Annotated in this window: 14 protein-coding genes and 1 pseudogene; 7 read left to right on the top strand and 8 right to left on the bottom strand. The window is 62.8% G+C overall.

Going from position 1 to position 14053, the window contains the following annotated elements; translation table 11 throughout:
• Positions 1-1363 (bottom strand): DUF5801 repeats-in-toxin domain-containing protein (locus tag EOA79_RS22065; RefSeq protein ID WP_245489911.1); only part of this gene is annotated, 1363 nt, incomplete at its 3' end.
• A 1054-nt stretch (positions 1364-2417) separates the two neighbouring features.
• Between EOA79_RS22065 and EOA79_RS22060 the strand changes: the two genes are divergently transcribed.
• On the top strand, positions 2418-3578 hold the full coding sequence (locus tag EOA79_RS22060) for a hypothetical protein (protein WP_245322430.1): 1161 nt from the start codon (positions 2418-2420) through the stop codon (positions 3576-3578).
• Positions 3565-4188 carry a hypothetical protein gene (locus EOA79_RS22055; RefSeq protein ID WP_245322431.1) on the top strand — a complete coding sequence of 208 codons (624 nt, stop codon included), beginning with the start codon at positions 3565-3567 and terminating at the stop codon, positions 4186-4188. Before EOA79_RS22060 ends, EOA79_RS22055 begins: the two co-directional genes overlap by 14 nt.
• Positions 4189-4191: 3 nt before the next feature.
• Here EOA79_RS22055 and EOA79_RS22050 read toward each other — a convergent pair whose 3' ends face one another.
• The 3 genes from EOA79_RS22050 to EOA79_RS22040 are packed head-to-tail and all read right to left on the bottom strand — an operon-like array spanning position 4192 to position 6341.
• Positions 4192-4635, bottom strand: coding sequence for a GtrA family protein (locus EOA79_RS22050; protein ID WP_095825383.1), 444 nt, complete (start codon positions 4633-4635; stop codon positions 4192-4194).
• A complete protein-coding gene (locus tag EOA79_RS22045) occupies positions 4613-5305 on the bottom strand; it encodes a class I SAM-dependent methyltransferase (RefSeq protein ID WP_095825384.1) in 693 nt (230 codons plus the stop codon). Before EOA79_RS22045 ends, EOA79_RS22050 begins: the two co-directional genes overlap by 23 nt.
• Positions 5280-6341, bottom strand: coding sequence for a glycosyltransferase family 2 protein (locus EOA79_RS22040; RefSeq protein ID WP_066992717.1), 1062 nt, complete (start codon positions 6339-6341; stop codon positions 5280-5282). The genes EOA79_RS22045 and EOA79_RS22040 overlap by 26 nt, the downstream gene beginning before the upstream one ends.
• Positions 6342-6781: 440 nt before the next feature.
• Between EOA79_RS22040 and dusA the strand changes: the two genes are divergently transcribed.
• Complete coding sequence (gene dusA / locus EOA79_RS22035) at positions 6782-7780, top strand: tRNA dihydrouridine(20/20a) synthase DusA (RefSeq protein ID WP_127335424.1); 999 nt, start codon at positions 6782-6784, stop codon at positions 7778-7780.
• A 72-nt stretch (positions 7781-7852) separates the two neighbouring features.
• On the opposite strand, the gene EOA79_RS22030 is transcribed toward dusA, so the two are convergent.
• Positions 7853-8557 carry a TIGR02281 family clan AA aspartic protease gene (locus tag EOA79_RS22030; RefSeq protein WP_066992721.1) on the bottom strand — a complete coding sequence of 235 codons (705 nt, stop codon included), beginning with the start codon at positions 8555-8557 and terminating at the stop codon, positions 7853-7855.
• A gap of 28 nt (positions 8558-8585) precedes the next feature.
• Positions 8586-8816, bottom strand: a complete 231-nt coding sequence (locus EOA79_RS22025; RefSeq protein WP_066992723.1) for a DUF1289 domain-containing protein — start codon at positions 8814-8816, stop codon at positions 8586-8588.
• Between the two features lie 162 nt (positions 8817-8978).
• On the opposite strand from EOA79_RS22025, the gene EOA79_RS22020 reads away from it, so the two are divergent.
• The gene (locus EOA79_RS22020) at positions 8979-9974 is read left to right on the top strand and encodes a nicotinate-nucleotide--dimethylbenzimidazole phosphoribosyltransferase (protein WP_095825462.1); all 996 of its coding nucleotides are present in this window, start codon (positions 8979-8981) and stop codon (positions 9972-9974) included.
• A gap of 43 nt (positions 9975-10017) precedes the next feature.
• Here the strand turns inward: EOA79_RS22020 and EOA79_RS22015 are convergent, their stop codons facing one another.
• Together EOA79_RS22015 and EOA79_RS22010 are read right to left on the bottom strand one after the other, a co-directional pair.
• Positions 10018-10548 carry a GNAT family N-acetyltransferase gene (locus EOA79_RS22015; RefSeq protein WP_095825386.1) on the bottom strand — a complete coding sequence of 177 codons (531 nt, stop codon included), beginning with the start codon at positions 10546-10548 and terminating at the stop codon, positions 10018-10020.
• Between the two features lie 36 nt (positions 10549-10584).
• On the bottom strand, positions 10585-12105 hold the full coding sequence (locus tag EOA79_RS22010) for a HAMP domain-containing sensor histidine kinase (RefSeq protein WP_128293268.1): 1521 nt from the start codon (positions 12103-12105) through the stop codon (positions 10585-10587).
• A gap of 75 nt (positions 12106-12180) precedes the next feature.
• Here EOA79_RS22010 and EOA79_RS22005 point away from each other — a divergent pair, with 75 nt between their 5' ends.
• From EOA79_RS22005 to EOA79_RS21995, 3 genes and pseudogenes are all read left to right on the top strand, one after another.
• Complete coding sequence (locus tag EOA79_RS22005) at positions 12181-12804, top strand: thermonuclease family protein (protein WP_095777701.1); 624 nt, start codon at positions 12181-12183, stop codon at positions 12802-12804.
• A gap of 117 nt (positions 12805-12921) precedes the next feature.
• Entirely contained in the window at positions 12922-13533 is a 612-nt protein-coding gene (locus tag EOA79_RS22000; RefSeq protein WP_095825388.1) for a glutathione S-transferase, read from the top strand.
• A pseudogene (locus EOA79_RS21995) lies at positions 13473-14053 on the top strand (uracil-DNA glycosylase family protein); the annotation flags it as partial. The gene EOA79_RS22000 and the pseudogene EOA79_RS21995, both read left to right, overlap by 61 nt.

Below are 14053 nucleotides of genomic sequence, written 5' to 3'. Positions count from 1 at the left end.
CGTCAGCACCGAAGGCCGAGCTGAAGTTCGCCGCGAAGCTCTTGGTGTCGTTGGTGCCAAGAACCGTCTCGTCGACAGTCAGTGTCGGTTCGGTGCCTGTCGTTGAAATACTTGGACCGTCGTCGTTGAAGTTGATGAAGGAGCCGACTTGTTCGTTGTGGGCATTAGCAACGTTCCCAGCGAAATGCACCTCTTTGACGTCGAAATAATCTTTCTCACCGTCGATATTCTTGATGGTGAATCGGTCAAAAGTTCCGCCCGAGCCGCCCTCCGTAGTAAAATCAACCGTAACGCCTTCGCCGACGTTGTGGAGGATCATTCCGGTGCCGTTGAGATCAACTGTGATGCCAAGGGCAGAGGCCGTCGTGGCGATGCCGTTCAACTTGAACGTTACTCCGGTGATATTGATCTCGGTATCGTTGTCGTCACCCGGCAACGCGGCGCCTTTTGCGTTGTCGTCGTTGTTGTAGGCGTGGACCTCGATGTCAGCTACTGTGTTAGTAGGCGTGGACTGCGAAATCGAGAAACCGGCGCCGGAGACGTTCTCGATGTGGCCTGTGTAGTTGGGAGCCAGCGGCGAGTTGGTAAAGTTCTTGCCTGCACTTTGGGTGCCGCCACTGATCAGGTCGATCTGAAGTTCACGGCCGAAGCGCACGTCCTGTGAAGAGACACCCAGACCTTGCGTGCTGACATTGACTTCAGCCTGCGTAGTGCCGTCGTGAGCCGTGACCAGAATTTTCTGTGTGCTCGCCGTGTCGGCGTCGAGGATATACCAATTGTTGTGTCCGGGAGGGGCGTCGCCGAGCTGGCTGAAATTGAGCACGGTGGTGCCGGTGACCGATGCGTACACCTTGTTGAGCAGATCGATCTGGTCGTTCGGGTCGTTCGCGTCCGGATGGAGCAACGGCACATACTGGACTAGGTACAAATCTGCGTTTGTTGCGCTGGTGCTGACCAGTCCAAACGAGAAGGCGAGATCCCCGGTCGCGGCGGGCATAGTGGCCGCACTGGAAGTGCCGATGACGCCGATCACGACGTTTGAATGCGTCGGGTCCTGGAACAGCCAAACATAGTTGCCATTCACCGTTCTAATGCCGCTGTTGACGCCAACGGTGGTGGAAAACGGCGTTCCTGAGGAATTCTGGGTAAGAACGACCGAGGTGATGGTTTCCCCTGCGTTCGCCGTGGCTACCACGAAGTTGGATTGGAAGGCGACCTCCGGTGAGGTCAGTCCGCCCGAACTGTCGCGACTTAGGAGATAGGCCAAAGTGGGGTCATTGTTGCCGATGGGATTAATGTCGTCACCCTGAAGACCCGTGGTCTCGTCGATGATGATGTCTTGAGCAGTGATGTCGAGTGCCATTGAAACTCTCCCTGGCTTCAATGCGACAGGCGCGAAATCAGCCCCAACGCTGGCAGCCGGCCGCATGGGCGCGCATCCACCAGCGGAGCCGGTGCCGCGCGTCATCGTTGAACGAAACTGGAGTTATCGGCTTAACCCGGGGTAGAGGGTGTTGAGGGGACCGCCGCTTCCCCGCTCCTTGCCCCGTCAGGCAATTCTGGGCGGATGCGTCCTATGCGCATCGGTAACCCACCAACAGCGGGCACCAAGGATCGATGATAAGGGCATACTCAACCCGCCCCTCTTCAACAGGCTATTGACTGCCTGTAACGCCTCCCGCTCAGAACATGAGCACGAAAAGTTTACTCTTATTTGTGGAAACTTAAACTCGTACTGTTGCTTTTTTGGAAAAATTGTGAAGCAAAAATGGTCCAACCGAGTGTGGGACCTTTGTCCCTGCTCTTTTCAACTATTTGAAGAATGTTGTCGCCAGCATCTACCGAATCTGGATGAAGGTAGAGCGGAAACACCTGAAAAAGGCTTTGCAACCAATGCTTGCGACGGGGGGCGGTCGCGCGGTCCTTTCACCGTCAGCTGACGCGCCGCGCGCCGCTCTACACCGAGTGTGGTCGCGACGGCGTCATCCAGGGCGAGGCGGGCCTGCTTGGATTCGAGGATTCCGAGCATCCCGTTGCGCAGCAATAAAACTCGGAGCCGCGAAAGCTTGTCGAAGCGACGGTGATCACAACGCGTTCGGTTGCGACGGAAGTCAAACCTCGGCGTCGGCTAAGTACGCGGCAGTGCTGGACGCGATGGCCGCTACGCAGCGCGTTCGGATCGTGAATGGTGGGCGCTGGTTGTGCCACACGCCATATACATGTTCGGACTGTTTCCATGGCCTATCGCCGGCGCGCCGCTACCGGCAGATTGTCCACCGGATGCATGACGGCCGGGATATCGTGCAGCGGAACTAAAAATCCCACCGCCCCTTTAGGTATGCAGCGTTGGACCGAGAGGCGTGTTGGCGAGGGATGCCGGCACGACGCGGATGCCATCCGGGCGGTTGGAGGCGGATTTGGCAGTTGATGTGGCGCGTGCGAAGAGCGGCATTCGCCTCACGGTGATCGCGGTGGCGGCAGTGCCGCTGCTGTTTTTGTTGAGCGGTCTTGTCATCCGCTACGCCGCATTCGCATCGGTGTCGCCGGATCCGAGCCTAGCGGCCTATGCCCGCGCCTTCTGCAAATGGGATTGCTCCTGGTATGTCGGCATTTCCGAACAGGGCTATGAGCGTTTTCCCATTCCTGGCCGCAGCAATGTCGGGCGCTGGGGGTTCTTTCCGCTTTATCCGATGCTGGTGGCGGCGGTCCGCACGATTCTGCCCTTCTCCACGATCGCGATTGCGACGGCGGCATCGCTGGCGTGCGGCTATGTCTCGTGCCTGGTGGCATGGCCGCTCATGGACAGGAACATGCGGGCCTATGTGCTTTATTGCGCCTTCCTGCTGAGCGGCCCGTTCTCGTTCTATTTTGCCACCTTCCTCACCGAGCCGCTCTTCGTGCTTTTGACGTCCTGCCTCTTCCTGGCGCTCAAACGCTCGAACCATCTCGCCGCGGGGTTGTCTTGCGCGCTGCTCTCGGCAACGCGGGTCGTCGGCGTGCTGGCCGTGTTCGCGATCGTCATTCGCATGTTTGAGGAGCATCGCGCCAAGGGCGAGTCGGCCATCGGCCTCCCACGCTGGCTGCTCGGCCGGCCGGATCTCATCATCGCCATACTCATCTCGCCCGCCGGCCTGTTCGCCTACATGCTCTACCTTTACGTCACGGTCGGGGACGGCTTTGCCTTCGTGCATGTCCAGCGCGCGTTCGGGCGCGTGGCCGGCAACCCGCTGCTGTTCCTCTGGGCGGGGCTGTCCTATCACCCCGGGGCCGGTTGGTGGCCCAGTGCGCCGCAATGGAGCGCGTCGACGGCAATCGTGGGACTGGCGCTGGCGGCGGTGCTCGCGGCGCGCAGGCAAATTGGCGCGGCCCTGTTCTGCGCCATGGCCATCATCCTGCCTTTGACCTCGAATCTGGCTTCGATGGTCCGCTATGTCGTCGGCCTCGCGCCGCTGACGATGCTGACGGCGGTGCTGTTGTCGGGCTCGAAGGCGACATTGGTCGCTGCGCTGATTGTCTTCCTCTTCACCTGCTACTTCATGACCGTGGCCTGGCTTGGAGGCTATCTTGCGCTGGTCTGAGCTGACGGAATCGACCAGGCCGGTAATCCTGGGTGCCGGCTACGCGCTGGCGGGCGCACTTGCGGCAGCCGAGATCGCCATCCTGGCGCTTGCCCTCAGCCCGAATGTCAGCGACGATTACCGCGCCTATTACATCGACAAGACCACCACATGCCTCAACCGGGACGCCGTGGGGCGCTACACGCCAGGCCGGACCGTATCGTTCCGCTCCGACGGCGCCCGGGAAGCAACCACCATGATGGTCTGCGGCTGGTCGGGGCCAGTAGCGGACGGCACCCATTCGCTGGGCGAGAGCTCTCGCCTGCGCCTTACCCTGCCGCCGCTCCGCGACGGGCTTCGGGCAACGCTGGAAATGGCCGCCGTTATTCGCCCGCCGCAGACCTGGCAGAGGATCGTCGTGTCGGCCAATGGGACCGAGGTGTATCGGGGGACGCTGTCGGGCGATGTGGCGACAACTGTGTCCTTCGTCATTCCGCACGCCGTGCTGGCTGGCAAGGCGACACTGGACATGGCCATCGAGTATCCCGACGGCATTCCGCAAAGCGCCGATGCGAGCAACATCTACAACCGCGCCATCAAGCTGAGATCTTTCCGGCTGGACACGCTTTGATCCTCAGGACGGCCCGTCATCGCGCAGGCGGCGCTCTGCAAAGACCCAGCGATCGAGCACAAGAAGGTTAAGCGCTGGTATGGCCAAGGAAGTGAGGAGAACGGGAACGGCAAGCGGCAGGCCGAATGTCACCGTCAGCAGGTACGGTGCCGCGTAAGCCATAGCGAGGCCGGCAATGGTCAGCAACACGAAACGCGGCGCCTGCGACCGGTGCGAGCCGGCCGACATGAAGGTGAAGGATTTGTGCGCCAGATAGGAAAACAGGGCGGCGGCCGCGTAAGCGGCGAGCGAGGCTTCGACGGGCGCGAGGCCGAGCCAGTTCGATTGGGCAAAGATTGTAGTCAGGACGGCATAGAGGATTGTGGCGACAAGGCCGACTGAAGCGAAGCGCCCCAGGAGCTTCGCGCCGGCGACGGGACGATTCTCAGGCGCGGGCGACACAGGCATACTGCGCTCCGAGCGGCAGCCAAGCGAGCGCGCTTTCCAGTTTCCGGGCAAGCGGCTTGGCCGACGGCAGGAGCAGAAAATGCTCGCAGTGCGCGTCGCGGAAGCCCGCCTGCTCAAGCAGCGATGCCGCCTTGCCAGCGCGGAGCAGGACGGCGTCCTTGTCGAACGGACATCTCAACACCGCCATACGGGTCAGCGGGTTGTAGGGATTGTGCTCGATGATGCAGCCAAGTCCGCCTCGCCGAACGACGCGCCGCATCTCGCGGATGAAACCCAGCCACGACGCAGGCGGCACGTGGTGGACGACGCAACTGGCGAACGCCAGGTCGAACATGCCATCCGCGTAAGGCAGGCGTGAGGTGGTGCACACGCTGTATGCGACGTGCGGGTTCTCAGCGCTGGCACGCGCGAGGGACTCCTTCGACACGTCGCAGCCGTCGAGTCGATCGAAGACATCGGCGAGATGCGGATGAAGCGAGCCCACGCCGCAACCGACATCGAGCGCGCGCACGCCTGCGCCGCCCCGCCGGAGGTCCTGCTCGAGGACCAGTCGTCGCAGAAGCTCGGCCTTGGCACGCAGGAAGAAATCATGGCGCAGCCCGGAGAACCGGATCGAGCCCTCGACTGCCTCACTGTAGCTGGACCTATAGCTGTCGAAGAGTTCGGACATCCGCCGTGACCCCGTTCCTGGACTTGCGAAACGAAGCGCGCTTGTCGCGGGAGGCGACGCGCATCGGCCGGTCGAAGCCACTCAGCCTTTCGATAACGTAGAGCGGGCGCCGTTTGACCTCGGCATGGATGCTGCCGACGTAAAGGCCCATCACGCCGGTCATGAAAAGATTGATGCCGATTAGCAGCGACACGATCACCACCGTCGATGTCCAGCCGGCAATCACGCCGGTTTCGAGGATCCAGGCCGCGATGGCGTATGCGCCGAACGCCAGGGCGAGAGCGGAGATGGCCAACCCGGTCAACAGCACCAGTTGCAGAGGCCGCTCCGAAAAGCCGATGATGCCATGGATGGCAAGCCGCATCATCTTCCAGAACGGGTATTTGGTTTCACCAAGCGTCCGCGCCGGGCGCTCGAACGGCACCGCCGCCTGCTTGAAACCCATCCAGCCGAACATGCCCCTGACGAAGCGGTCGTGCTCCGGCATGCGCTTGAACGTGTCCAGCGCCTTCCGGCCGACGAGGCGGAAGTCGCCGACATCGCGCGGGATCTCGACCGGTGTCATCCTCTCCAGTAGCCGATAGAACAGGCTGGCGGTAAAGCGCTTGAACCAGGTTTCGCCCTTGCGGCTGACGCGCCTTGCGTAGACGACTTCGAAGCCGTCCTTCCACTTCGCAACCAGGTCGAGAACGACCTCGGGCGGATCCTGCAGGTCAGCGTCCATGACGATGACGGCCTCGCCGGAGGCCGCTTCCATGCCGGCGCTGATGGCGATCTGGTGGCCGAAGTTGCGGGAGAGCTCGATCAGGCGGAAGCTCGGTTCGGCGGCGACCATGCCGCGCAAATAGCTCACGCTTCGATCGCTGCTTCCGTCGTCGACGAAGATGACTTCGGTGTCTCCGTCCAGTTTTGCGGTCAGTGCGCTGATCCGCTCGACCAGCCGGGGCAACACCTCCTCCTCATTGTATATCGGCAGCACCAATGAGTAGCGTAGGGACGGTGCCCGCGTCCGGATCCGCTGGACAGATTCTTGCATGGGATTGCAATGGAACACCGGCCAGAAAGTTCCATAAGCAGGCGCTAATTGCGGAAGAAATGGCGCTGTTCCTCGCCAAAAAAGGCGCGCAACGTTCGGTTGAAATCTAACCCGGTACCGACAGAAGTCCTTGGATCGAGGATTTTGATGCCCATCTTTTTCAGGCCGGGCGGATGGAGCGCCCACCGGATCGCGAAAGAGCTACCCATCCGCGACTACCAATGATGCGACTCTCGATCCGGCGCTGATCGTGCGCCGAAAACCTTTCTTGAGATGCCCCGTGACGAGCCTGGGCTCTCCAAGAGCCGGATTTTAGTTTAGGGAAGGTGTCCAATTCGTGTGCGCTCCGTGTGCACCGACGCATCGAAAACCGGACAAAGGGGCGTCTCGTGGGGAAAAGACCACACGACGTGGCCCAACATTTTTGAAACAACAAAAAAATGTCGAAGTATCAAGATTTCAGAATAGCCATAGCACCAATGATGGACTGGACGGACCGGCATTGCCGGTTCTTTCACCGTCAGCTGACGCGTCGCACGTTGCTCTACACGGAAATGGTGGTGGCGGACGCAGTCATCCATGGCGCACGCGAGCGCCTGCTCGGCTTCGACGGTGCCGAGCATCCGGTTGCGCTTCAGCTTGGCGGTTCGGATCCGCGAAAGCTTGCCGAAGCGGCGGTGATCGGCGAGGCGTTCGGTTACGACGAAATCAATCTTAATGTCGGCTGTCCGTCCGACCGCGTCCAGTCGGGCACTTTCGGCGCCTGCCTGATGAAGACGCCGGTGCTGGTCGCCGAATGCATCGCGGCGATGAAGGCGGCGGTGACAATCCCCGTCACGGTCAAATGCCGCATCGGCGTCGATGACCAGAACCCCGAACCCGCTCTCGCCACGCTCGCAGACGGCGTGCTGACGGCCGGCACCGATGCGCTCTGGGTGCACGCCCGCAAGGCGTGGCTGGAGGGGCTTAGTCCCAGGGAAAACCGCGAGATCCCGCCGCTCGACTATCCGCGCGTCTATCGGCTCAAGGCCAGGATGGCGAACCAATTCATCGGCATCAACGGCGGCATTCAATCCCTTGACCAGGCAGAGGCGCACCTCGCTTATGTCGACGGCGCCATGCTCGGCCGCGCGGCCTATCATACGCCCGGCATCCTCACCGGGATCGATGCCACATTTTACGGCGAGGCGCCGGTCGCTTTCGACTACGCGGCGCTGATGGACGCCATGGCCGCTTACGCCGCGCGCCACATCGAGAAGGGCGGACGGCTCGGCCATGTCACGCGCCATATGGTCGGGCTGTTCCACGGTCTCCCGGGCGCGCGCCGCTACCGGCAGACTTTGTCCACCGACGCCAACAGACCCGGCGCCGGGCCAGAGGTGCTGAAGACGGCGTTCGCGGCAATAGATTTCGTGGCGGCGGAAACCGAAGCCGCTTGAGGCGGATCGGGCGGCTAGAGCGTTTCACCGGCGAACCGCTCCATCTGTTTGTTTTGGACGCAATCGGGAAATCTAGTCGCGCAGGATCATCCGGTCACCGCGCACCTCGAAGCCCGACAGCGAGCCGATGAAGTTCATGCCGAGCAGGCTTTGCTCGAGCATGCCGGGCGCCGCGACCATCACCGGCATATCCTTGCGCACGATGCCGCCGATCGCCATCTCGTCGGTCCTGACCGTTGCCGCACGCGCCATGCCGTTGGCGGTCGAGACGTCCACGGTGTAGCTGAGCGCCGCTGGGTTGAAGCCGGCCGCCTGGGCGTCCTCCGCCGTCAGCACCGTGCTGGTCGCGCCGGTGTCGACCACCGTGCGCACCGGCCTGCCGTTGACGAGGATTCGCGCCTCGAAATGGCCATTGCCGGCCTTGTCGAGCGTCACGGTGGCACGGCCGCTATCGACGCCAAGCGCCAAGGGGCTTCCCGGAACAAGGCCGGCGGTGACGCGGCTGACAACATCCTGCAGCTCGTAGCGGTACTGGTAGCCGGCGATCAGCGCCAGCACGATTGCCGCCCAGACGCCGAAGTTGCGCGCCATGTCACCGAGCGGCCGGCCAGAGCGAATAAGGCTGGCGCCGATTACCGCCACCAGGACTCCAACCCAGATCAGCCTGCTGAAATCGTTGTTCTCGATGCCGAAGGTGCGGCCGGCGGAATCATTCATCATCAGCAGGATCAAGCCGGCGCCGATCACCAGCATGACGACCCAGAACAGGCGATTCATGGCCAGCCCTTTCTTACAGCCAGCTCTTTCACAGCACGCCGCGCTCGCGCGCCATGCGGGCGCGCCGCGTCTCGCGGCGGGGCCGGCGTTCGACCGTCTCCAGCCGCGCCGGCAACTCGGCCATGACTGCACGCCGGACTTCCGGCGTCATCGCGATCCACCCGGCGATCTCATCGCGCGTGCGGCCGCAACCGAAACAGAAGCCGGTTTTCATGTCGATGGAACAGACGAGTATGCAGGGAGACTCGATGGCGGTCATGCTGTTCTCTTGCCTTCACTCCACATGGTGCAACCGCAACGCCAATGCAAGCCCTTCGCGATGCGCCGTCGACCGGCGCTTTCGCGGCATTGCCGGGCGGTTGTGCCAGGCGGTGAAGGCGGCTATGCCGCTGGCTGTTCCTGCAAAGAGACCGCATTCGATATGACCGCAAAGCCTTTCGATGATTTCCGCACTCTGCTGGCAACGCTGCCGCCGGCCGACGCCGCCGCCGAAACCCGCGTTCGCACCCTGTTTGCCAAGGCCGACAAGCCGAAAGCTTCGCTTGGCCGGATTGAAGATGTCGCGGCATGGCTCGCCGCTTGGAGCGGGCGTGCGCCGCCGGCCGTCAATCGTCCGCTTGTGGCGATCTTTGCCGGCAACCACGGTGCCGTTCGGCATGGCATTTCGCCGCGGCCGGTTTCGGCGACCGCCAATGCCGTCGAACTCTGCGCCGCCGGAGGTGCAGCGATCAATCAGATCTGCATCGCCAACGATCTCGGCCTGAAGGTCTTCGACCTGGCGCTGGATATTCCGACGGGGGACATCACCGAAGAAGCGGCCCTCGACGAGCGCGGCTGCGCCGCCACCATGGCCTTCGGCATGGAAGCGGTCGCGGGCGGCGCCGATCTTCTTTGCCTTGGCGATCTGGGCGTCGGCAATTCAACCATCGCGGCCGCGCTCAGCGCTGCCCTCTTTGGCGGCAAGGGGTCCGACTGGGTTGGACCTGGATCGGGGGCGGACACGGCGATGATGGCGCGCAAGGCCGAAGCGGTCGACCGGGCGCTTGCTTTCCACGGCTCCGGTCTCGGCGATCCGCTCGAGGCCTTGCGCCGCGTCGGCGGGCGGGAGTTCGCGGCAATCTGCGGCGCCATTCTCGCAGCCCGCATGCAGAAGATTCCTGTGCTGCTCGACGGGTTCGTCGCGACGGCTGCCGCCGCGGTTCTGAACAAAGCCGATCCTTCCGCGATCGACCATTGCCTGCTCGCCAGCCTGTCGCCGGAGCCGGGCCAAGCCAAAATCGCCGAACGGCTTGGGCTCGAGCCACTGCTCGATCTTGCTGTCAGTCACGGCGAAGGAGTTGGGGCTGGACTTGCCGCCGGTCTCGTCAAGGCCGCGGCGCTCACGAGCTCCGGTATGGCGGCGGCGGTTCGTGGCTGAAGAACGTGTGCAGAAATCGGCTGCAGGTTATCGGGGTATGGAGTCAACGCCGGAGCTTGGGAATACGATAGACGACAGCGATATATTTTGGATTGGATCGCCTTCCAACTACCGAGCCTCCGAGACGTTCTGCAATCTTTCTGCTAGCGATGTTTTCTTCCGCGACAGGATAGTCAAAACTGTCCGGCGCGAGTTTCTCCGACGCCCATGCAACCACGGCGGCGATTGCCTCCCGGCCGATGCCCTGTCCTTGAGCGCCTTCGTTGAGCCAGATTCCAAGTTCGGGAGATACCGTGTTCGCCGCATGCAGGCCAACAAGCCCTAGACAACGACCGTCTTGCGAACGCCGCACAACGAAATGCAGGTCCGATCCGTCGAGGTTCGGTTCTAACCAAGACCGCCAGACCGCGCCAAATGCGGCCGACGATCGTGGCGGTTCCCACTGCATGAAGCGGGTGATTGAAGGCGTAATACAGGCGTAAAGCTCTTCGGCATCACCGGGCGTAAATAGCTTGAGGGATAGGCGTTCCGATTTGATCTCGGTGCGGCTTGGATCCCAATCAGTGATCGTCATCTCAGGCGGCAATTTTGTCATATCGGACCGAAGGACTCAACGCCGGCGGGCGGCGACAGCCTTGGTCGGCAGCGCGGGCAATTCCTCCATCACTCGGCTCAGCGGGAAGATGGCGATGGTCTCGGTGCCTTCGCGCAGCTTGGAGTGCAGCTCGAACTCGCCGCCATGCATGTCGAGCAGACCCTGCACGATCGGCAGTCCGAGGCCCGTTCCCTGTTCGGCGCTCTTGATGGCGATCGAGCCCTGGCCGAAGGCGGAAAGCACCACTGGGATTTCCTCTTCCGGTATGCCGGGGCCGTTGTCCTTGACCGAGATGTACTGACCGCCGCCCGCCGTCCAGCCGACGCGCACACGCACTTCGCCGCCCGACGGCGTGAACTTGATGGCGTTGGACAGCAGATTGAGCGCGATCTGCCGGATGGCACGCTCGTCGCCGAACAGGCGCGGCAGCGCGGTCTCGAACTCCTGGATGACGCGGATGTCCTTGTTGCGGGCTCTCAGTTCCATCATATGGCAGCAATCCTCAACGATCGTCACCAGCACCACCGGCTCCTCGTTGAGCTGGTAGCGGCCGGCCTCGATGCGCGACAGGTCGAGGATCTCATTGATCAGATCGAGCAGATGCTGGCCAGATTCGTGCACATCATGCGCGTAATCGCGATAGGTCGGGTTGTTCATCGGCCCGAGCACTTCATTGGCCATCACTTCGGAGAAACCGAGGATGGCGTTGAGCGGCGTCCGGAGCTCATGGCTCATCGAGGCGAGGAAGCGCGACTTCGCCAGATTGGCGTCCTCGGCGCGCCGCCTGGCCTCGTCGGACATGGATTTGGCAGTCTCCACCTCGGCGATCAGCGCGTCCTTCTCGGAGCGGAAGGAGAGCAGCATCCAGGATGACTGGTTGAGATGGCGCGCGACGTAGCCGAAGAAGGGCAGGGCAGCGACCAGAAGCGCCGCCATGATCCCTTCGATCGGCATCCACAGGCGCAGGACGGCATAGACATAGACCGCGACGGGAACGGCGAAGGTCGCCAATAGCGCGCCGCCCAGGGACGATGCCATCACCGCAGTCGTCGCCATGGCGACCAGGAGCACCATGGCCTTGACGACATGGAACTGGTCAACCTGGCATGTGGCGCAGCCCAGCCAGGCGAACCAGGCCCAGCCGAGGCCGCAGAGCGAATGGCCGATCAGGAAATCGCGGCGCGTCTGCACAGGGTCGAGCTCGGCCGCTTCCGTGCGCTCGACGCGCCGCGCCATGAAAGTGACGATAGCGTAGCAAAGCAGCATGAAGAGAGCCCAGACGGCGACCTGGTTGTCCAGGCCCGCGAAGCGGCCGATGGCCGCTACTACAAGCACAAGCAGAGGAATCGCCGCCGCGCTGACCACCATGGCGCGTGCATGGAGCTTGAGCAGTTCGCGGTCGAAATCGAGGCTGCCGGCCTGCTGCGAAAGACGGTCACGCGTCCTGCGCACCGCGCGAGCCACATCGCTGTTGCGATGCGGTTTCCTGCGGTCCACAATGAATTTGTCCGCTGTGTCCGAGCGTAGCAAAGGCATGCAAGTTCAATTTCTGCGCGCAGCGATTTTCAGTTCGTTAAGCTACGTTCGAATGATTAAGAGACTGTTTGCCATATGAGCCGTTCCTGGTCGCGAAGACCGCGCCGGCGCTATGTTCCGCGGCCTCCGCGAAGCCTTTTGCGCAGGCTTCTGGATTACGGGCTGGCCGTGGTCCTGCTTGGCCTGTCCATCCTGGTGGCGGCGCGGCTCGACCGGTTCGAGACGCGACAGGAGCAAGGCACGGCCATCGTCAGGGACGGCGATTCGATCACGCTTGGCGCCGAGCGCATCCGCATGCGCGGCATCGACGCGCCGGAATACACACAGACGTGCCGCAAGGACGGGGCCGATTATGCCTGCGGCAGGCTTGCGCGGCAGTCGCTGGTGCGGCTGATCGCCGACAGGCCGGTCTCCTGCAGCGGCTGGCAGCGCGACCGCTACGGCCGGTTGCTCGGCGACTGCAAGGCGGGCGACACGGACCTCAACCGCGCGCAGGTACAGTCCGGATGGGCCGTCGCCTTCGGCGACTTCGAAACCGAGGAGGCCGTCGCGCGGGCTGCCAAGGTGGGCATCTGGGCTGGCTCCTTCGATCAGCCGCAGGACTGGCGCGACAGCCATCACAATCAACCCGTCGAAAGGAAGCACGGCGCACTGGCTTCGCTCGGCGATGCGTTGCGTGAGCTTGTTCGTTTCTGGTGATGCCCGCTTCGGGGGATGCTCTGTTTGCCAACATGTGGTCTTGCCAAACCGCTATGCAGTTTTGGGCGACATGCATTGCAGCGCGCCCTAAGATTGGCATGAAGATCGGAGACTAGAATGAAGCTGTTCGATGGCGGCCGGGCGCCCAACCCCAGGCGGGTTCGGGTTTTCCTGGCTGAAAAGGGGCTAGCCGTCCCTTTGGTGCCCGTGGACATGGGCGCGCTGGAGCATCGCAAGGAGCCGGTGGCGTCGCGCAATGCGCTGCGGCGGCTGCCCGTGCTCGAACTCGACGACGGGACCATCATCACCGAATCCATCGCCATTTGCCGTTATTTCGAGGAGTTGCATCCCGAGCCCGCCCTGTTCGGAACAGGCGCGCTCGGCAAGGCCATGGTGGAGATGTGGCAAAGGCGTCTGGAGCTAAACCTGATGAGCTGCGTGGCCGCCGCGTTCCGGCACATCCATCCGGCAATGAAGGAATGGGAGGTGCCGCAGATCCCGGAATGGGGCGAGGCCAACAAGCCGAAGGCCATCGAGTTCCTGCATCTCCTCGACCGGGAGTTGGCGGATATGGAATTTGCCGCCGGCGACACCTATTCGGTCGCCGACATCACCGGGCTGATCGCCATCGATTTCATGAAGCCGGCACGCATCAAGGTGCCTGAGGAATGCGGGAATGTGCTGCGCTGGCACGCAGCGCTCTCCAGCCGGCCAAGCGCTGCTGCTTGAGGCTTGTTTTTGGAGAACCCGCCGGACATGAGCGAAGCGCTGGAGAGCCTTGCCGCCAAGGTGCGGGCTTGCCGCATCTGTGTCGAGCAGCCGCGCGGCCGGCCCCTGCCGCATCAGCCGCGCCCGGTGCTTGTGCCTTCGTCGAAGGCCCGCATCCTGCTTGCCGGCCAGGCGCCGGGCACGAAAGTCCACATCTCGGGCATGCCGTTCACCGACGCTTCCGGGGATCGCTTGAGGAACTGGCTCGGCGTCACCCCCGACGAGTTCTACGACACGGAAAAATTCGCCATCGTGCCGATGGGTTTCTGCTTTCCGGGCCAGGACACCAAGGGCGCCGACCTGCCGCCGCGGCGCGAATGCGCCACCGCCTGGCGCGCCGATCTGATGGCGCTGATGCCGCAGATCGATCTGGTGCTGACGATCGGCGGTTATGCGCAGTCCTGGCACATGGGCACGGCGCGTGGGCCGTCGCTGACGGAAACGGTCAGAAACTGGCGCGCTGTCTGGGATGCTGCAGCCG

Source organism: Mesorhizobium sp. M1A.F.Ca.IN.020.03.2.1 (assembly GCF_004023205.1).
Lineage (GTDB): Bacteria > Pseudomonadota > Alphaproteobacteria > Rhizobiales > Rhizobiaceae > Mesorhizobium.
Note: the sequence above shows the minus strand (reverse complement) of the source record. Positions and strands in the feature narration are given on the sequence as shown.